The sequence below is a fragment of the Salibacterium lacus genome (genome assembly GCF_042684865.1).
Classification (GTDB): Bacteria; Bacillota; Bacilli; order Bacillales; family Marinococcaceae; genus Salibacterium; species Salibacterium lacus.
This window is the reverse complement of sequence record NZ_JBHUML010000002.1, coordinates 1,437,230-1,455,347: the sequence shown is the minus strand read 5'-3', so window position 1 is coordinate 1,455,347 and position 18,118 is coordinate 1,437,230. Positions and strand designations below refer to the sequence as shown.

The 18,118-nt window shown below is 46.4% G+C and carries 18 protein-coding genes; 15 read left to right on the top strand and 3 right to left on the bottom strand.

Features of this window, described 5'->3' with window-relative positions; genetic code table 11:
* From ACFSUB_RS08230 to ACFSUB_RS08210, 5 genes are read left to right on the top strand one after another with little or no spacing between them, the layout of a single operon-like run.
* Positions 1 to 1,311, top strand: a complete 1,311-nt coding sequence (locus ACFSUB_RS08230; RefSeq protein WP_380712696.1) for a phage tail spike protein — start codon at positions 1 to 3, stop codon at positions 1,309 to 1,311.
* A gap of 1 nt (position 1,312) precedes the next feature.
* On the top strand, positions 1,313 to 3,319 hold the full coding sequence (locus ACFSUB_RS08225) for a non-contractile tail sheath protein (protein ID WP_380712695.1): 2,007 nt from the start codon (positions 1,313 to 1,315) through the stop codon (positions 3,317 to 3,319).
* Positions 3,320 to 3,371: 52 nt separating this feature from the next.
* Positions 3,372 to 5,060: a DUF2334 domain-containing protein gene (locus ACFSUB_RS08220; protein WP_380712694.1), complete on the top strand. Its 1,689-nt coding sequence runs from the start codon at positions 3,372 to 3,374 to the stop codon at positions 5,058 to 5,060.
* Positions 5,061 to 5,094: 34 nt separating this feature from the next.
* Positions 5,095 to 5,550 carry a phage holin family protein gene (locus ACFSUB_RS08215; RefSeq protein ID WP_380712693.1) on the top strand — a complete coding sequence of 152 codons (456 nt, stop codon included), beginning with the start codon at positions 5,095 to 5,097 and terminating at the stop codon, positions 5,548 to 5,550.
* A 3-nt stretch (positions 5,551 to 5,553) separates the two neighbouring features.
* Positions 5,554 to 6,348 (top strand): N-acetylmuramoyl-L-alanine amidase family protein, encoded by a 795-nt coding sequence (locus tag ACFSUB_RS08210; RefSeq protein WP_380712692.1) that lies wholly within the window; start codon positions 5,554 to 5,556, stop codon positions 6,346 to 6,348.
* A 25-nt stretch (positions 6,349 to 6,373) separates the two neighbouring features.
* On the opposite strand, the gene ACFSUB_RS08205 is transcribed toward ACFSUB_RS08210, so the two are convergent.
* Positions 6,374 to 6,526, bottom strand: a complete 153-nt coding sequence (locus ACFSUB_RS08205) for a hypothetical protein (protein WP_380712691.1) — start codon at positions 6,524 to 6,526, stop codon at positions 6,374 to 6,376.
* A 295-nt stretch (positions 6,527 to 6,821) separates the two neighbouring features.
* On the opposite strand from ACFSUB_RS08205, the gene ACFSUB_RS08200 reads away from it, so the two are divergent.
* From ACFSUB_RS08200 to ACFSUB_RS08160, 9 genes are all read left to right on the top strand, one after another.
* Complete coding sequence (locus ACFSUB_RS08200) at positions 6,822 to 7,679, top strand: DUF72 domain-containing protein (protein WP_380712690.1); 858 nt, start codon at positions 6,822 to 6,824, stop codon at positions 7,677 to 7,679.
* Positions 7,680 to 7,752: 73 nt separating this feature from the next.
* The gene (locus ACFSUB_RS08195) at positions 7,753 to 8,577 is read left to right on the top strand and encodes a sulfite exporter TauE/SafE family protein (protein ID WP_380713217.1); all 825 of its coding nucleotides are present in this window, start codon (positions 7,753 to 7,755) and stop codon (positions 8,575 to 8,577) included.
* Between the two features lie 37 nt (positions 8,578 to 8,614).
* A complete protein-coding gene (locus ACFSUB_RS08190; RefSeq protein WP_380712689.1) occupies positions 8,615 to 10,012 on the top strand; it encodes a bifunctional metallophosphatase/5'-nucleotidase in 1,398 nt (465 codons plus the stop codon).
* Positions 10,013 to 10,060: 48 nt separating this feature from the next.
* Complete coding sequence (locus tag ACFSUB_RS08185; protein ID WP_380712688.1) at positions 10,061 to 11,173, top strand: HD-GYP domain-containing protein; 1,113 nt, start codon at positions 10,061 to 10,063, stop codon at positions 11,171 to 11,173.
* Between the two features lie 14 nt (positions 11,174 to 11,187).
* On the top strand, positions 11,188 to 11,982 hold the full coding sequence (locus ACFSUB_RS08180) for a thymidylate synthase (RefSeq protein ID WP_380712687.1): 795 nt from the start codon (positions 11,188 to 11,190) through the stop codon (positions 11,980 to 11,982).
* Positions 11,979 to 12,467, top strand: coding sequence for a dihydrofolate reductase (locus ACFSUB_RS08175; protein WP_380712686.1), 489 nt, complete (start codon positions 11,979 to 11,981; stop codon positions 12,465 to 12,467). The genes ACFSUB_RS08180 and ACFSUB_RS08175 overlap by 4 nt, the downstream gene beginning before the upstream one ends.
* 67 nt (positions 12,468 to 12,534) lie before the next feature.
* Entirely contained in the window at positions 12,535 to 13,380 is an 846-nt protein-coding gene (yunB, locus tag ACFSUB_RS08170) for a sporulation protein YunB (protein WP_380712685.1), read from the top strand.
* Positions 13,381 to 13,534: 154 nt separating this feature from the next.
* Entirely contained in the window at positions 13,535 to 15,055 is a 1,521-nt protein-coding gene (locus ACFSUB_RS08165; RefSeq protein ID WP_380712684.1) for a sodium-dependent transporter, read from the top strand.
* 5 nt (positions 15,056 to 15,060) lie between these two features.
* A complete protein-coding gene (locus tag ACFSUB_RS08160) occupies positions 15,061 to 15,168 on the top strand; it encodes a methionine/alanine import family NSS transporter small subunit (RefSeq protein ID WP_380712682.1) in 108 nt (35 codons plus the stop codon).
* Between the two features lie 130 nt (positions 15,169 to 15,298).
* On the opposite strand, the gene ACFSUB_RS08155 is transcribed toward ACFSUB_RS08160, so the two are convergent.
* Positions 15,299 to 16,288: a M23 family metallopeptidase gene (locus ACFSUB_RS08155; protein ID WP_380713216.1), complete on the bottom strand. Its 990-nt coding sequence runs from the start codon at positions 16,286 to 16,288 to the stop codon at positions 15,299 to 15,301.
* Between the two features lie 137 nt (positions 16,289 to 16,425).
* Here ACFSUB_RS08155 and lipA point away from each other — a divergent pair, with 137 nt between their 5' ends.
* Positions 16,426 to 17,382 (top strand): lipoyl synthase, encoded by a 957-nt coding sequence (gene lipA, locus ACFSUB_RS08150; protein ID WP_380712681.1) that lies wholly within the window; start codon positions 16,426 to 16,428, stop codon positions 17,380 to 17,382.
* Here the strand turns inward: lipA and ACFSUB_RS08145 are convergent.
* On the bottom strand, positions 17,319 to 17,987 hold the full coding sequence (locus ACFSUB_RS08145) for a YhcN/YlaJ family sporulation lipoprotein (RefSeq protein ID WP_380713215.1): 669 nt from the start codon (positions 17,985 to 17,987) through the stop codon (positions 17,319 to 17,321). The two genes, lipA and ACFSUB_RS08145, sit on opposite strands and share 64 nt — an antisense overlap.
* Between the last annotated feature and the right edge of the window lie 131 nt (positions 17,988 to 18,118).

The following is an 18,118-nucleotide window of genomic DNA, read 5'->3' as shown; positions in this document are numbered from 1 at the left end:
ATGGCAAATGTAGATTACATATATCTTTATGATGAGTATGAAGAGTATTTTAACAGTAACGGCATTGCTGTCATCCAGGACTTCTTTGATGCGGAAATGGACGACAAAAAGAATGATATCTGTTCCTTTCAATTTAATTTTCCTAGAGATTCCACCTTTTATGACCAAATCAGGGAAGGTAGGTTTGTGAGATGGAATGATACTGTCTTTATCATCCGCATTATTGAGGAATATACACAAGGAAAACAACACTATGTATCGGTGCAGGCTGAACATATTATGTTTGAGCTATTGGATGCATTTGAGCCTAATTTTGCATCTGTTCAGAATGGCAAACCTGCCGATGTGTTAGCCGGTATACTGAATGGAACACGTTTTCAGGCTAAAAGTCAATTAAGCGATGTATTTAAAGTGAACATTCCACAGACCAAAGGGGCAAAACTTTCTATCATTGATGAACTAGTGAAAGATATCTATGCCATTCGTGTGTGTACTGGTTTACCTGATTCGAGTGGCATGTTTACTATTACACTTCTTCCTGCTGAGGGTGAAAGTGTAGCAGAGTTGATACACAACCGCAAAAACACAAACCAAGTCACACGTATTATAGATGGCAAGAGTGTCATTACTAGGCTTTACCCATATGGCTCTGATGGTCTCACACTAGAGGAACACCCTGATACAAATGGCAATCTATACATTGATGCTGACACAATTGGTGACTATAAACTTCCGCGTGAAGCATCTGTCAGCTTTGATAATATCGCTGATGTGCAGAGTTTGTATCAGGCTGCTAAAGATTATCTTGAACGAAACAAAGATCCGAAAATCAGCTATGAGGTGGACGTTGATTTTCTCGAGAAAGATATAGGCACAGGTGATAGAGTTCTTGTGATAGATGAAGAATTAGACGTTCGTTTTCAAATGCTGGTCACTGAAACGACTATCGTACCTTATGGCAATGGTGTACAACGAACGGTCACATTAGAGGAAATGATACCCTCTGCCGACCGTTTGATTGCAGATATTATGTTGAAGCAAGAGACAGATACAGGTATTAGACGTGGGAATGTATGGACAGAGTTTGTGACTGTTCCATTCAGCAATGAAGAGACGACAATTGACTTTTCCGTGCCATTCAAAACAAAACCAGTCATCAACTGTACGGTGATTGGCTCTGAATCTATCCAACCGACCGTTGAATATATTCAATCTACACTCCAGGATATTCCCGTCTATACTGGTTGCAAAATCCATGCTCCTTCTGGCAGTGGGCAACAATTCTGTATGCTTGCATTCGGGAGGGTATAACATGGCTATATATCAACGTTTTGACCCTGATTTGTGGCGTACAGTATTCAACTTTGAGTGTATGTGTACATTGACCACTACCGATAGTGGAAACCTTGTGATGACTGGCTTTTTTACAACAGAGGGTGATTATATTGGTGTGTATTATCAAAGTGAAGATGTGAACACTCATGATCACTACAAATATACAACCAATTACGACTACACCGATGTGACATTCTCTTTTGTGCCTGAATATACCGGAAAAGTAGCACACTTCAACGATCAGACATTGAAAACTTCGATGAATGTGACAGCAAAGGATGGTACAGAATATATTGTCACACTTGGCTTGTATGGACAGAAAAACGATGGCTCAGATTCCTTTCTATTTGATGGAGAAATTGAGTTGTCTCATCCGTGGATTGATGTAGGTAGTGAAACGGTAGAGTGGACGAAAGAAGTAACTGTGCAGAATCCAGATGGATCTACAAGTACCGAGACAAGGAGTGGAACAGGTGAATTAGGCAAAGATTATGATATGGACTATGTAAATGGTCTTTTTTATACAAAAGAAGGCGGCATTCCTTATAATGCTGATGTTGATATCACCTATACCTACAATACTCATGAGAAGTACACGTTGGATTTTAATAACCTATACGAAGGTACTCACCCTGATTTACAGACGATGATTGACCCTACAACCATATCTAAAATGACATTTTCTATTATCCCTGATTATTATGTAGAGGGAAGTCGTGTTCTTACAGGGAGAACTGATGATTTTACTATTACATTATCCGGTATAGAGGTGGAAAATGGGGAGTTGAATACAAAGCCTGAGCCAATGCCACGTACTGTATACCGTCCAGCAGAGGGATTTGATGATGAGTACGATAAAAACCCAAAAAGGTTAATGGAGCAGATGAACACACTTGGCTATGAAAAGCTGATCAATTTATACATTGGTGCTTCACACTTTCACAATAAAGTAGGTCAAGAAGGTGAGGAAAGTACAGGTTACAACGTACAAACGATTGATACAACAAAAGGCATCAATGAACCGTTCCGAGTGTGGTTACAAAGTTTTCTGAAGCATATGAAGCTGAACAACTTTGATGAAATTATTATCTCCGTTTCAATGGAACACTTGCAGATGCCTGATGACTGGAAACAGCTTATGTATGATGGACAGCCGGGAGCAACAGGTTGGCAACCACCCACCAACTTCTATGACCCGAATAATGAAGCTGTACAAACGTATATCAGAAAAATAAGCAAAGAGATATTAGATATTGTTGAATCTGAAGGTATGCAAGTGACATTACAGCTTGGTGAACCATGGTACTGGTGGCAAGAGTTTCAGCCGGGTGATGTTAATCAACCATTTGAAGGACAGCCGCCTTGTTTTTATTCCCCTAACACTTTGAACAGATATGAATCAGAGACGGGGGAGCAGCTTCCTGTCTATGAAGAATCAAAAACGATAGCAACTGAAGAGAATATAGAAGTTTGGAAGAAATTGAAACACTATCTTGGTGATTACTCGGAGTTTATGAAGTCAATTGCCAATGAGTATGAAGATTCAAGATACACCGTACTGTTTTTCCCTCCTTCTGTTCTTGATAAAGAGCGTGTTCCAGTGATGATGCAAACGGTGAACACGCCATTCTATGTGTGGAACGACAATCAGCTTGATTTTATTCAAATTGAAGACTATGACTGGGTGACAAGTGAAAATGATCAACATGTCAACGTATATCCTTATGCGTGGCTGGAATTAGGCTATCCATTTGTGAAGCAGCATTATTTTGCAGGTTTTGTACTGAAGCCTGAAAATGCGGAAGAAGAATGGCCGTTGATTGAGAAGGCTGCCGCAGGTGCAGTAGGTAGGCAATTCAAAGAAACATTTATATGGGCTGGTACACAAATACGCCGGGATAGCTGGACACCTCGACAGAACTACTATTCTTCCGATTGTGAAGCATGGATGCAGGTGAATTTACACCAATATGAAGGAGGGTGACTTGTTGGGCATGATCTATCTGTAGTAAAATAAATGAAAACTAGGAAGAAAGATGAAGGATAAAACTATGTATAAATGGGTCTTTATCATTGCCAGCGTATTGCTTCTTATAGGACATTCTACTGTTTCTGCTGAGAAAGGCCATGACACAAAACCAAGTGTGCTACTCGTTCACTCCTTGAAAAACCAAGAGCAGATGAAAGAAGTGAGAATGCTGGACGCTTTGCTTGGACAGTTCACTGATGATATTACATTGATAACGGATGACAAGCTGCAAGAAAAAGAGGTGAGCTCCTACAGTCACCTTGTCTACTACGGCGGCGTTCCAAAGCAGTTGTCTGAAAGAATGATAAACGTGCTGAAAAACTATCAGGGAAAGATTTATGCGGCTGGCCATAATGCAGATCAACTGAAGCAGCGTTTTTCTTTTTTAGAATGGGAAGGCGAAACGCTGATTAATGGTAATGTTTCTTCAAGCAGGACGGACATGTCGATGACCTTACCAGAAGAACGAATTGTGTATGACATCAGAAAAGATGACAAGGCAACCGTCACCGCAAAGAGTGAAGGCGTTCCACTTGTAGTTCATTCGGGAGGTAACTATTATTTCTCCGGAGAAACATTTTCTCCACCCTTTGGTCAGATAATTACCGAATCGTTGGCCGCTTATTTCGAAAAAGAGAATAAAAGTCTTGTTAAATATCTTCGGTTGGAGGACGTTGATCCATTATCGGATCCCAAGCAACTTCAATCTCAGGCGGAATTTTTAGCAGAAATGAACATTCCGTACATGGTTTCTCTTATTCCGGTTCATACAAATGAAACGGGAGAAACCGTTCATTTATCTGATTCACCGGAATTGATTGATACCTTACAATATATGCAGAATCACGGCGGAAGTATGGTGCTTCATGGATATGAACATCAGTATAGAGATACAGAAACAGGGGAAGGTTTTGAATTCTGGGATGTCGAAAATGATCGGCCTATATACCAACCATCATCTGAAGACGCAAAGACGAAAAACGACTTTGGAACGGATGAAGCATATCGCAGTTATATAGAGGAAGCCGAAACCTTTGAAAAACAATATATCGAAGGAGTAATTAACAAGGGCATTCAAGAGTTGACGGATCACAAATTATATCCATTGGCATTTGAAGCACCTCACTATGCTATGTCGCAACAGGGGTATGAAGTCGTATCCGAGCATTTTAGTTCTTACGTAGGGCAATTACAGTTAACTGACACCACATGGGAAGGGCAGTATGCTCCCCCATATGAATCTCAGCCATCTTTTCTCCATGGTATGACAGTTTATCCAGAAACACTGGGGTATATCGAGAAAGGGGAGCAGTCTTCCTTCGAGCGTATGAAAGAAGAAATAGGGCAGCGGTCTACTCTTACAAAATCCTATTTGTCTGCTTTCTATCATCCGTATCTGGGTCTTGATGGTCTGAAGAAAGTCGTGCAGAATCTTGAAGCAGTTGATGACAGTGCTTGGTTGAACTTAAAAGAACAAAACAATACAGTCAGAGCTGGTGATATAAACATCACATCCGGTAACGGAGAAATCGAAGTAGATAATACGAAGGTTGCCAGTGAACATGAAAGATCAATATTTAGAAAAGAGATACTAAAGTACGCTGCATTTCCTTTGGGTATTTTAATTATAGTCATTCTATATGTTGCTCGAAAGGGACTGAATAGAAATAGTAGAACTGAGAGCCCTCATAGCTAGGGTTCTTTTTTTATTCTATAAAAGGAGGCTAATAATGGACATGATGATTAATTACGCAAAAGGTATTACGGCGGCCGTTTCGGTCGTCTTTTCTTATTTATTTGGTGGGTGGAGCGTTCTTCTTGGAGCGCTCCTTTTCTTTGTGACGTTGGATTATGTAAGTGGCGTGGTGGCAGCAGGGTATAAAGGAAAGCTGAACGCACAGGTGGGGTTCTGGGGAATCCCTAAAAAGATTATGATCTTTGCCCTGGTTGCTGTTGGCCATGTGATAGATGTGGTGTACCTGGACCAGATGGGGGAGCCATTAGCGATTGGAGAGCTGCAGGTTTCTGTCATGGCGGCCACTATTATTTATTACTTGGTCAATGAGTTTATCAGTATCAGTGAGAATCTAGGGCGTCTGGGCATGCCGGTTCCTAAACCACTCAAAAAGGCGATAGAGCTTTTCAAAGATGATGAGTACCTCAACAATAAAGACAGGGGGGAGTAAGTTATGCCAATGGTCGCGGTCGATATTGGTCATGGTTCCGATACATTTCCACCCGATAAAGGAATTCACCGAAAGGGTAAATCTTACCCAGAACATGAATTTAACTCTGATGTGGCCATGCGGCTTCAGGATATCTTGGAACGGCATGGCTTTTCTGTGTGGTTGCCGCAGCCGCCAAACAGCAAAGAAGTCAGCCTGGACACTCGTACTGACGCGGCCAATCGTCGCGACGTTGATTTGTATTGGAGTATCCACGGTAACGCAGGAGGTGGTTCCGGCGTGTGCGCTTTTTACTGGGGCACCTCAGAAGAGGGCAGAAAGCTCGCTGAGTTGTTTGCAAAACGTATGGAGGAAGCAGGTTTTGAAACACATGGAAACGGCATACACGCCGGAGAGAGTGGGAGCTGGACAAACCTTCATGTCACACGGGAAACCAACATGCCTGCAGTGCTAACGGAAAATGGTTTTATGGACGATGACGGCGATTTTCAAGGTATATTTGGCTCTGATAAAGAGTCCTACCGCCAACGTGTAGCAGAGACGCATGCCAAGATTCTCTGTGAATACTTTGATATACCTTACAAAGACGTGAAATCTAAGGAGGACGACGACATGAATCAAGTGATTGACGGGAACACAAAAGCGGCATGGCTGCCAACAATCAAAAGGTGGGCAAACCCAAAACAGCAGCGTAACCCGATCGGGCAGTCCTGGGTGGATAAGATCGAGAACGATAAAATGACGTATGCCGATCTTATGCGGCTGATGGGTGAAGAAAGAAAGCGCGGCCTGAAATAAAAAGAGCAGGGGTTCTTCCCCTGCTTCACTTAAATAGTTTCCCCAAAAATCTACCAGTTACTTTTCCTGCTGCACGTCTCCCAATACGCTTGCCGACCGTTCCTTTCTTTGCGGCGTTGACGTCACCCAGGATCCGGCTGATTTTGTAGAGGGCGCTTCTGATTTTACTGATGTTCATGTTCATCGCTCCTTTTTAATTCATATTATCACTTATACAATGGAAGAAACTCAAATCGGCACGTGCCGATTTTGTGCCGACATGGGTAAAAGTAGTACAATGAGTTGTGAAAAAGAAAAATTAAAAACCCCTACATATCCGCTTTGTTGACAAGAAGTGAAACTGTTAGCCTATTTGCCCTAATCCGTTTCGAAATGGAAGGCTCCATCGGTTAATAGACGAACACTGTGAGAAAGCGGACCCGTCCGAAGGGTTCGCTTTTTCCTTTCATATTAATACATAAGGGGAGACTGGTATGATTCTGACAGGACTGACTGGCTGGGGGGACCATGACCGGCTGTATCCGCCGGGAATCCGGCAGCAGGAAAAACTGGAGGAATACAGTGCTCATTTTCCGGTGGTGGAGCTCGATGCCTCGTTTTATGCTGTACAGCCGCTGAAAAATATGGAGAAATGGATCCGGCAGACGCCGGAGCGTTTTTCGTTCATTGTAAAAGCGTATCAGGGGATGACCGGGCACGAACGCGGCGAGATCCCTTTTTCCTCCAAAAAAGAAATGTTTGCTGCTTTTAAGGCATCGCTTGACCCCCTGCAGCAGGCGGGTAAGCTGGCGATGGTCCTCTGTCAGTTTCCTCCGTGGTTTGAATGCAATAAAGAAAATGTGGCATACCTGCGCTACGTCCGGGAAGAACTGGAAGGTTTTCCATGTGCGCTTGAGTTTCGTCACTCGTCCTGGTTTAACGAAGAGTGGAAAGAAAAAACACTGGAATTCATGCAGCAGGAAGAGTGGATTCACAGCATCTGTGACGAACCACAGATCGAAGAAGGGTCGGTGCCGCTTGTGCTGCGGGCGACGGATCCTGAAAAAACGCTCGTACGCCTTCACGGCCGCAATAAGGAAGCATGGAGACGTCCGGTGCAGGGGGAGAATTGGCGGAGTGTCCGATATTTGTACAATTACTCCTATGATGAGTTGAAAGCATGGTATGAACGGCTGCAGCATTTGGAAAAACAAACGGAAAATATTTATTTTATTTTTAATAATAATTCCGGGAGACATGCCGCACCAAATGCAGAAACATTTCTGAAGATTGCCGGTATTTCCTATGAAGGGCTGGCTCCACGGCAAATTTCATTGTTTGATGATATGTAATCATAGTAGAATAGAATAATGAATCCTTTACGAGGAAACGTAAGGACGGCAGATGGAAGAAAAGAGGATGACTATGGTTTGGCTCCTGTTATTGGTGACAGGTCTTGCGGCGGGGGTGCTGGGAAGCCTGATGGGGCTTGGCGGCGGTATTATCGTCGTACCGGCGTTGATGGTATACAGCGGTATTCATGAATTTTTTTCCCATATTACGCCGCAGACGGCAGTCGGTACGTCTCTGTTGATTATGATATTCACCGGCCTCTCGTCCACGCTTGCCTACATGAAACAACAAAAAGTTGATTATGTTGCCGGGGCTGTATTTTTTATCGGAAGCGGTCCGGGGGCATTAACTGGAGTCTGGCTGAATAAGGGTATGGAAACAGAACCGTTTCTTGTTTGGTTTGGCATATTCATGATTCTTATATCATGTATTCTGATTGTCCGCAACCGGCTTCCTGCGATGAAGGTGCGTGGGAAAGGGATCCGCAGGACATACATAGATGCAGACGGAAACGAAAAAGAATATGGCTTTCAGCCGGTTACAGGGGTTCTGACTGCTTTTATTGTGGGGATGTGCTCGGGTCTGTTCGGTATCGGCGGCGGCTCCTTGATGGTACCGGTCATGATCCTTCTTTTCAGCTTTCCTCCCCATACGGCTGTGGCCACCTCCATGTTTCTCGTTTTACTTTCCGCACTGACCAGCTCCGTTTCCCACATCACCCTTGGGAATGTGGAGTGGCTGTACGTGCTGGCACTCATCCCAGGGGCGTGGGTCGGAGCGAAACTGGGAGCTTTTGTCAATCAGCGCCTGAAAAGCAATACCCTTGTCCTTATCCTCAGGATATTTCTTGTGGTTATAGGCATACGTTTAATATGGCAGGGAGTAACCGGAACCTAGCATCACGCGGCAGTTATGAAAAAGGCGGTGCACGTTATTGTCTTCTATACAACCTATTTATTTATACCATATGAATGATCTGCACAGTAATCTGGAGCAGTGGCCGGCAGCGGTGTCCTATATGAAAGAACGAAGTCGTTTTCATGAAAAAAAAGACGAAACCGCTCTATTTTTTGATCTGGGAGATCATGCGGACAGAGTTCATCCTGTAACAGAAGCGACTCGGGGAAAAGGAAATGTGGCGCTTCTCAACCAAGCCGGCATACAATATGCTTCTATCGGCAATAATGAAGGGATTACGTTGTCTAAAAAGGAATTGGAAGCATTATACGAAGAAGCAGATTTCAAGGTGCTTCTGGCTAACCTTTTTGATGAAAGCGGGCATCTCCCTTCCTGGGCTGAGCCTTATGAGATTGTCGAAACAAAAGAAGGGGTGCGGATTGGTCTGATTGGGATGACCGTTCCTTTTTACCCGTTCTACCGTGAACTGGGCTGGGATGTGAGAGATCCCTATGATATTCTCCCCGGCCTCATTGCAGAGGTTAAGCACCAGTCGGATGCCGTTGTCCTTCTCTCTCATCTCGGCTATCCCCAGGACGAAGAGATTGCCCGCACGTACTCAGATATCGATGTCATTCTCGGTGCTCACACGCACCACCTGTTGAAAACATCCATTCTGCTGAATGATACACTGATCGCCCAGTGCGGAAAAAGTGGATACTATGCCGGTCAGGTGAAGCTGGAGTTTGATAAAGATACGAATCAACTCGTAAACAAAGAAGGGGCAGCTGTCGATATCAGTAAGGAAGAACCTGACAACGATACCAATCATCTGCTGCAACAATTAAAAAACGATGCGGAAGAGACGATGCACAGCGCAGTAGCTTTTATGGAAGAGCCTCTGCCGGTATCCTGGACGAACGCTTCTCCTTTTGCCGATAAGCTGGCCCAAGGATTGAGAGAATGGTGCCGTGCAGAAATTTCCATGGTCAATTCCGGTCTGCTGCTGGAGTCTCTGCAGGCTGGAACGGTTCGTCGTGCAGACCTTCACCGTCTCTGTCCGCATCCGATTAACCCTTGTGTCCTGCCGGTACCGGGAGCTGTGCTGAAAGAAACCATTTTGGCTGCTTTTACGGAAAAAATGATTCATCTTCCGGTAAAAGGTCTAGGGTTCCGCGGAGAAATGATGGGAAGAATGGCTTTTTCGGGCCTGGATCTCATCTGGGAAGAAAGGGAAACCGGAGAATATATAAAGACTGTTCTGATTCACGGGGAGCCCCTCGACCCAAAGCAGACATATCAACTTGCCACAGCGGATATGTTCACCTTCGGCCCGTTATTTCCGGGCCTTGCCCAGTGCGGTCCCAAAACGTACTATATGCCGGAAATGATGCGGGATGTACTGGCAGCTGCACTGAAGCAAAGAGATGGATAAATCGATTGCTCAGGAGAGGATTTGGGGAGAAAAGGGAGTGACGCTGCAATGAGGATTAAACGGGTCCAGTCTCTACAACCCGGCGAAAAGCTGGGACAGGCTTTGGTCGATGACGAGGGGAAGATTCTGCTTCAAGACGGGGTGGAGTTAACGTCCGGACTCATTAAACGCTTGAAGGATAAGTCGTTCACGTATATTTATGTCGAAGATCCACTTACTAATGATATTGAAGTGAAGCAGCCGCTTCGGGATGAAACAAGGCTTAAAGCTGTACAGACAATGAAAGAAGAGTTCAGCTGGATCGGCAGGGAAGAGAACCTGGCCGGCTCTTTTAAAGGTAAAAATTTAAGCAGGACGTTTTCAAGCATTGTAGATATGGTCCTGAGTGACGTAAAAAGCCACGACGAAGCTATCGGACTGCTGTCGGATGTGCTGCTTTATGATTCCTATGTATTCACACATTCCCTTCAGGTTACCGTGTATACGCTCCGTCTTGCGCTGGAACTTGGCTATTCGGAGAAAGCGCTGCGCGAAATCGGCCTTGGTGCTATTCTGCACGATGTAGGAAAAATGACAATTCCGGAGAAAGTGTTGAATAAACCGGGAAAACTGACGGATGAAGAGTTTGAAGTAGTAAAGCAGCACACAACGGACGGGTATTATATTCTGAAAGATATGCCTAATGTGCCGCTTCTTGCCGCCCACTGTGCCCTTCAGCATCATGAACGTATCGACGGGAGCGGCTATCCGCATGGAAGGCACGAGAAAGATATCCATGACTATGCGAAAGTGATGGCGGTGGCTGATGTATTTGACGCGGTAACTTCCCACCGGGTCTACCGTAAAGCAATGCTGCCCCATGAAGGTCTTGAAATTCTGTATCAAGGGGCGGGCACCCTTTTTGACAATGAGATCGTTGCGGCGTTCCAGAAAGTTATTGCGCTTTATCCGAATGGAGTGAGTGTCAATGTAAGCAACGGAAGCAAAGCGGTGGTCGTGCGACAAAACAGAAACCTCCCGTGGAGACCGGTTATACGAATTATGGAACAGGACGGCGAAGCAGTCTTTGAACCTTATGACATAGACTTGTCGGTTCGCATGGATATTACAATTGCCAACGACGAAGATGATGAACAGGAGATGGATGTATACCAGTTTTGAAAGGTGGAAGAGGGATGGAACAATATTTAACCCTGTGCCGTCACATTCTTGATCACGGCATTCAAAAGGAAGACCGCACGGGAACCGGCACAATCAGCACATTCGGCTGGCAGATGCGCTTTAATCTCGAAGAAGGGTTTCCGGTCATAACGACAAAAAAGCTGCATCTGCGCTCGATTATTCATGAGTTACTGTGGTTTTTGAAAGGAGATACAAACAACCGGTATCTCGAAGAAAACAACGTCCGTATCTGGAAGCCGTGGGCCGGGGAAGACGGCGATCTGGGACCGATTTATGGTAAACAGTGGCGTTCCTGGGAAGGGGCGGACGGAAAAACGGTGGACCAGATTTCACAGGTAATCGACCAGATCAAAACAAATCCCGATTCCCGCCGTCTGATTGTAAGCGCCTGGAACGCAGCGGAAATTAAAGACATGGCCCTCGCTCCCTGTCACTGTTTGTTCCAGTTCTATGTGCACGACGGGAAGCTGTCCTGTCAGCTCTATCAGCGCAGTGCTGATATGTTTCTCGGTGTGCCGTTTAATATTGCATCCTACGCGCTTTTGACAAAAATGATTGCGCAGATATGCGGATTGAAAGCATATGAGTTCATCCACACGTTTGGCGATGCCCACATTTATCTGAATCACGTGGAGCAGGTGGAACAGCAGCTTGAACGGACACCACGTCCGCTCCCGGAAATGAAAATCAATCCGGAAGTCGACTCCATTTTCGACTTTTCCATTGATGATTTTGAACTGCAGGGGTATGATCCTCATCCACATATCAAAGGGGAGGTCTCGATATGATCAGCTTTGTTGCCGCGATGGATGAACACCGGCTGATCGGGGCGGACGGCTCGATGCCGTGGCACCTGCCAAACGATCTCAAACACTTTAAACAGGTCACATACGGCGGTCCTGTCATTATGGGACGGAAGACATTCGAATCGATTGGGAAGGCCCTCCCCGGACGCCGGAACATCGTCGTAACTTCCAACCCTGCTCTGGATGCTCCGGACTGTGAATTGGTGCATTCCATCGAAGAAGTCAAGGCGCTGGACGAGGAGGATCCAAAGGAAGAATTGTTTGTTATCGGCGGAGAGGCATTGTTTGAGGAGCTGCTGCCGCAGGCCTCCAGGATGCACCTTACGATGATTCATGATCATTTCAACGGTGATACATATTTTCCCGCATGGGAAGAAAAAGAATGGCGCGTTATTCATGAAGAGCAGGGCGTTTTGGATGAAAGAAACAGAGTTCCCCATACGTTTTTGACACTCGAACGAAAATAGTAAATCATGGATTGAATCCCCCTTTATCTGCATATACATGAAGCAGGTAAAGGAGGACGGGGCACCCATGAAAAAACGGGGACGATTTTTCAGGAAACCACGGCTTCTCAGAGGACCGCTCCCTTTCCGGTATGTGTTTTTGATATCGTTTGTTCTATTCGGGCTGTTCACGGTACAGGGACTGATACTGGTCGAAAAAGGAATACGGCCGACGTTGATGGCCATCGCCCATACAGAAACCCAGAAGCTTGCGACCCAGGCGATTAACGATGCCATTTCGAATAAAATTGTGGAAAACATTGATGTGGAAGATATTATCGACATGCAGCATGATAACCAGGGCAATGTATCTTCCATTAACTTTAATTCGAAAATGTACAACCGGGTGCAGTCCGAATCCGTCATGCGGGTGCAGCGGTATCTGCAGATGATGGAGGAAGGAAATATTAAAGACCTCGGACTGCCTCAGGAAATTGAGCAGGAACTGGATACAGAACAGTTTACCGAAGACGGGATTATTCATGTCATTCCGCTGGGCCAGGCTACCAATAATGCTCTGCTTGCCCAGCTCGGCCCCCGTGTTCCGGTGCGCTTCAGCGCCATCGGTCACGTGAAAGCTTCGATGAGTGAATCGATTATCGAGTCAGGCATCAACAATACGTACGTTAGAGTATCGATTGATATCAAGGTCGATGTCAGGGTCGTCATTCCATTTGCGACCGATACCGCAGTAGTGGCGACATCCATTCCTGTCGGCGTAGCTTTCATATCCGGAGAAGTGCCGGAGTTTTACAATGCAGGAGACGGCGACATGCCTGCCCCGGCGGTCATACAGGAAGAAGATATAACCAGTGAAACCCGGGAGCAGGAAGAAACCGAAGAACCGGCCCTTGAAGAACAGACGATGGAATGAAAACTGTTTTGACAAATGTCACAGAAAAAATTACAATAATACAATGAATTATCAGAAAACAACGCAGCGAAGGAGGATAGAAACGCATTTTGTTAATCCGTACTTTCTGCATATATCGACAAAGAACATCATTACGTAAAAAGGAGACAAAGTCATGAGTATGAGAGAGCAGTGGGGGACACGCGCCGGTTTTATTCTGGCTGCGGTGGGTTCTGCCATCGGTCTGGGAAATATATGGCGTTTCCCGGCAACAGCGTTTGAAAACGGAGGCGGAGCTTTTTTCATTCCCTATTTATTTGCCCTGCTGACGGCGGGAATTCCGCTTTTGATTATGGAATTTACTATAGGTCATAAATACCGCGGATCCGCACCGCTCAGCTATGCCAGAATGAATCCGAAGTCAGAATGGATCGGCTGGTGGATGGTAATCGTTGCGTTCGTCATTTCAACGTATTACGCGGTTATCATCGGCTGGTCGATATCGTACAGTATTTTTTCCTTCAATCTGCAGTGGGGGCAGGATACGGAAACATTCCTGTTTCAGGACTTTCTGCAAAGAGCAAACCCCGGGGAGGTCGGCGGCCTCGTTCCGGGAATTCTGATCCCGCTTATCATCGTTTGGGCGGTGACACTCGGTGTCATTTACCGGGGCGTGAAAAAGGGAATTGAATTTGCGAACCGGATTTTCATTCCGACACTTTGTATTATCTTCCTTATTATCGTTATCCGTGCAGTGACGCTTCCCGGAGCCGTGCAGGGGCTGCAGGCCTTCTTTGAACCGGACTTCACGGCGATTATGAACGGAGATGTATGGGTGGCAGCGTACGGTCAGATTTTCTTCAGTTTATCGATCGCTTTTGCGATTATGATTACGTATTCCAGCTATCTTCCGAAAACATCGGACATTACGAACAATGCCTTTATTACCGGGTTCAGCAACTCCAGCTTTGAACTGCTCGCGGGAATCGGTATTTTCGGGGCGCTTGGCTTTATGGCCACCCAGTCCGGTGTGCCGGTGGAAGATGTAGCAGCAGACGGAATAGGCCTCGCCTTTGTGGTTATTCCACAGATTATCAACCAGTTCCCGGTACTGAGCGGATTGTTCGGTTTTCTGTTTTTCGCTTCACTCACCCTGGCAGGCCTTTCATCGTTAATTTCCATTACGGAAACCTATGTAAAAGGGTTGTCGGAGAAATTAAACATTTCCCGCGGCAAGGCGGTTCTGTTCGGCGGCGGGTTGGCTGCACTGATTTCGCTGCTGTATGCGACCCGCGGCGGTTTGTACTTCCTGGATGCAGCGGATTACTTCATCAACCAGTTCGGTGTGGCCCTGCTCGGTCTGGTGGAAGTTATTACCATTGCCTGGTTTATGCGCAGACTCGGTGTGCTCCAGGATCACGCCAACGGTATTTCCGATATCCGGGTCGGCGGATTGTGGAAACTGTGTCTTGGTATCATCACACCGATTGTGCTCGGGTACATGATGTTCGACCTGTTCCGGCAGAATTTAATGAAGCAGTTTGATACTGAAAATGGTAACTATGAAGGCTATCCCGATATGTTCATCTTAACAAACGGCTGGTCCGTCCCGGCGGCAGCCCTGGTCATCGGTGTTATACTGGCTCTTATCCGCTGGAGACGTAACCCCGAAACGGAAGCGGACAAGGAGGCGTGATAGACATGACAGGCGGAGCAATATTCATGATGATTCTCGGTATGGTCATTATCTGGGGTGGACTTATTTCAAGCATATTGTTTGCCCGGAAAAAGACCAAAGAACGCAGATAACGCACCATAGAGGAAGGGCTGTCCTGTTTCAAAAAGGACAGCCCTTTTTATATAAATGCGCCGCGTAAAGTTGATATCGGCGCTTATTTCATTTTATCGGCGGGAAGGACCTCAGCGCCCTTTTTCACCCTCAAGCCTCTTTCTTCGCCTGTTTTTCCCATGACTTCAGGGAAGGATATGGGTCAAACGACCATTCGCTGTATCCGTTATCCCGGTACATACCGTAATGCAGATGCGGGGGGAACTTTCCTTCGGTGCCTGGCGGGCCGTACCCGGAGCTTCCGACATACCCGATCGTTTCTCCGGGGGCGACAATATCTCCTTTCTCCAATCCTTCTTCATAACTGGTTAAATGGCCGAAATAATGATACGTATTGGTAAGGTCCCGGATGCCGAGCCGCCAGCCGCCGTATTTATTCCATCCTGTCAATTCCACAACACCATAGGATGTGGCACGAACCGGGGTGCGGTAGTCCGCGAAAATATCCGTTCCTTCGTGGATACGGCGGCCTCCCCAGCCCCGGGAGTCTCCCCACGTGTTGTTGTAACTGTAATTGTAACGCAGCGGTACAGGGAATGCGTGCTCATCAAGATCAAGCGTCCCGTATTTCCGGTAGATCCGGGCATGGTTGGTAATGCTGCGCACGGCCTGATCCCGTTTATAATAATCCCACAGTCCTTTTCGGATATTGTTATCGTCATATCCGTATCCCGAAAGGTAGTGTGCGAACGTGTACAGTACATCTGCGTCTTCGGACAGGGAAGCGGTGCCGTTACCGTTACCGTCCAGACCGGCCCCGTTAAACATGGAAACAGCCACCGGGTTCTCTGCATCAAATTCGGGATTAAGCGGCCCGCTCCATTCTTTCGGGGAATAATAAATACTGATAACCCCCTCCGCTTCTTCCCGGTCGTTTCCGGCGCGGCGTATTCCTCTTTCATACGCATCAGCACCGGCCAGCCAGTACCATGGGATATGAGTGACGGATTCCATATTTTTGTAAAGTGCCATGCGTTCGGCGTAGATATCCTGTTCCGGGTCTTCCTCTGCTTCAGCAGACCCTGTTTCCACTGCGCCCAGAAAGAACAGGACCATCGCCAGTATCATTGTTTTTCTCATCATCCATCATTCTTTCTTCGTTAATTTTCTGGTTATAGTGTGTGACATATAGGCGTTTTCATTATCGCCAAGTATTGGAAAGGAAAAAAGAAATTTGGCGGTGATGTGCCGGACATGTTAAAGTGATAGGTATACAGTTGTTACATGAAAGATCTTCCTACCCGAAACAAGCAGCAGGAGTGATAAAAGTGGCAAAAACAGAAGAGTATCTGCGTAAACCGGAATGGCTCAAAATAAAACTGAATACCAATGAATCCTATAAAGGCCTGAAAAAAATGATGCGGGAGAAAAACCTGCATACCGTATGTGAAGAAGCGGGATGCCCTAATATTCACGAATGCTGGGGCGAACGGAAAACAGCGACTTTCATGATACTCGGCGACGTCTGCACACGCGGCTGCCGTTTCTGTGCGGTGAAAACCGGTCTGCCGAACGAGCTTGACTGGGGTGAGCCGGAGAGAGTGGCCGAGTCTGTCGAGCAGATGGGACTGCGGCACGTAGTCATCACCGCTGTAGCACGGGATGACCTGAAAGACGGGGGTTCTGCCGTTTTTGCTGAAACCGTGCGTGCGATCCGGCGCCGCAACCCGGGAACGACCATCGAAGTACTGCCGTCTGATATGATGGGACGTCCGGAAAATCTTGAAACACTGATGGAAGCCCGCCCGAACATCCTGAACCATAACGTGGAAACCGTGCGTCGTCTGACTCCGAAAGTGAGAGCCAGAGCTACATACGAACGTACGCTGACGTTTCTGCAGCAGTCCAAGGAACTTCACCCTGATATTCCGACAAAATCAAGTTTGATGGTCGGACTGGGCGAAACAAAAGAAGAAATCATTGAAACGATGGACGATCTCCGTGCCCATGATGTAAATATTCTAACGCTCGGTCAGTACCTGCAGCCGACCAAGAAACATTTGAAGGTGCAGCGTTACTATTCTCCGGAAGAGTTCGCTGAGCTGAAAGAAATTGCGATGGAAAAAGGCTTCAGTCACTGCGAGGCAGGGCCGCTCGTCCGCTCTTCCTATCATGCGGATGAACAGGTGAACGAAGCACAGGTGCTCGAAGAAGCAGATAAATACCGCGCGTAATGAAAAGAAGGCCGCTGCTCCTCCATGGAGCCGGCCTTTTCTTTTGGTGTAGAAGGTTGTTCTGTCATGTCGAGCATCGTATCCATCGTATGACGAAGGGCTTGGTGACCTTCGCTCGAGCGGGCATCCATACCTTTAAATGCCTCGAGATCCTGAATCATTGCCGGATTATCCGTGACGACGGTCACAAAGAAATACGGGACAGCCGCTTCCACCATCATTTTCACACGTTTGGCTGCCTCTCTGGTGTCTTTGGTATCGGCCTCAAACGCAGCGAGTGCGTATTCGTTCGTAATTAAGACACCGGCTTTCTTCACGTCCGGTGACTGTACGAGAATATTACTCAATCCTTCTGCAATGCGCTGACGGTCCAGAAGGTCGTGCATGGATAAGTCTTCGTCGAGGTCTGCTTCGGAACTGTCACTGCGGTTCCATCCAAACAGATTTCCGGTGTTTCGGCCTTCCGGAACGTCATCTTTATTATTTGCGATATAGTCCAGAGAATCTTCCGGGCCGTATTCTGCTGCGAGGTCTTCTTTATCCATGCTGGTGAATCCGCTGCATCCCTGCATAAAAAGAAACAGGATAACAATAAAAACGGTCATTCTCACTAAATGTCTACCCCTTTCCTGCCAGTGTCCTGTTTATAGTATGGCTGCTGATCGATCTTTCTAAGATGGGAATTAGCGGTAATATACGGTGCCGGCAGAGATGTGCTATAATGAAATGGATGAGT

Bases quoted from the DNA above. Each gene is read 5' to 3' on its own strand.
- ACFSUB_RS08160 (WP_380712682.1), top strand. From the start codon at position 15,061: ATGACAGGCGGAGCAATATTCATGATGATTCTCGGTATGGTCATTATC.
- ACFSUB_RS08155 (WP_380713216.1), bottom strand. From the start codon at position 16,288: ATGAGAAAAACAATGATACTGGCGATGGTCCTGTTCTTTCTGGGCGCA.
- ACFSUB_RS08205 (WP_380712691.1), bottom strand. From the start codon at position 6,526: ATGAACATCAGTAAAATCAGAAGCGCCCTCTACAAAATCAGCCGGATC.
- ACFSUB_RS08165 (WP_380712684.1), top strand. From the start codon at position 13,535: ATGAGTATGAGAGAGCAGTGGGGGACACGCGCCGGTTTTATTCTGGCT.
- ACFSUB_RS08145 (WP_380713215.1), bottom strand. From the start codon at position 17,987: ATGACCGTTTTTATTGTTATCCTGTTTCTTTTTATGCAGGGATGCAGC.
- yunB (WP_380712685.1), top strand. From the start codon at position 12,535: ATGAAAAAACGGGGACGATTTTTCAGGAAACCACGGCTTCTCAGAGGA.
- ACFSUB_RS08210 (WP_380712692.1), top strand. From the start codon at position 5,554: ATGCCAATGGTCGCGGTCGATATTGGTCATGGTTCCGATACATTTCCA.
- ACFSUB_RS08200 (WP_380712690.1), top strand. From the start codon at position 6,822: ATGATTCTGACAGGACTGACTGGCTGGGGGGACCATGACCGGCTGTAT.
- ACFSUB_RS08220 (WP_380712694.1), top strand. From the start codon at position 3,372: ATGAAGGATAAAACTATGTATAAATGGGTCTTTATCATTGCCAGCGTA.
- ACFSUB_RS08175 (WP_380712686.1), top strand. From the start codon at position 11,979: ATGATCAGCTTTGTTGCCGCGATGGATGAACACCGGCTGATCGGGGCG.
- ACFSUB_RS08215 (WP_380712693.1), top strand. From the start codon at position 5,095: ATGGACATGATGATTAATTACGCAAAAGGTATTACGGCGGCCGTTTCG.
- ACFSUB_RS08230 (WP_380712696.1), top strand. From the start codon at position 1: ATGGCAAATGTAGATTACATATATCTTTATGATGAGTATGAAGAGTAT.
- ACFSUB_RS08195 (WP_380713217.1), top strand. From the start codon at position 7,753: ATGGTTTGGCTCCTGTTATTGGTGACAGGTCTTGCGGCGGGGGTGCTG.
- ACFSUB_RS08180 (WP_380712687.1), top strand. From the start codon at position 11,188: ATGGAACAATATTTAACCCTGTGCCGTCACATTCTTGATCACGGCATT.
- ACFSUB_RS08225 (WP_380712695.1), top strand. From the start codon at position 1,313: ATGGCTATATATCAACGTTTTGACCCTGATTTGTGGCGTACAGTATTC.
- ACFSUB_RS08185 (WP_380712688.1), top strand. From the start codon at position 10,061: ATGAGGATTAAACGGGTCCAGTCTCTACAACCCGGCGAAAAGCTGGGA.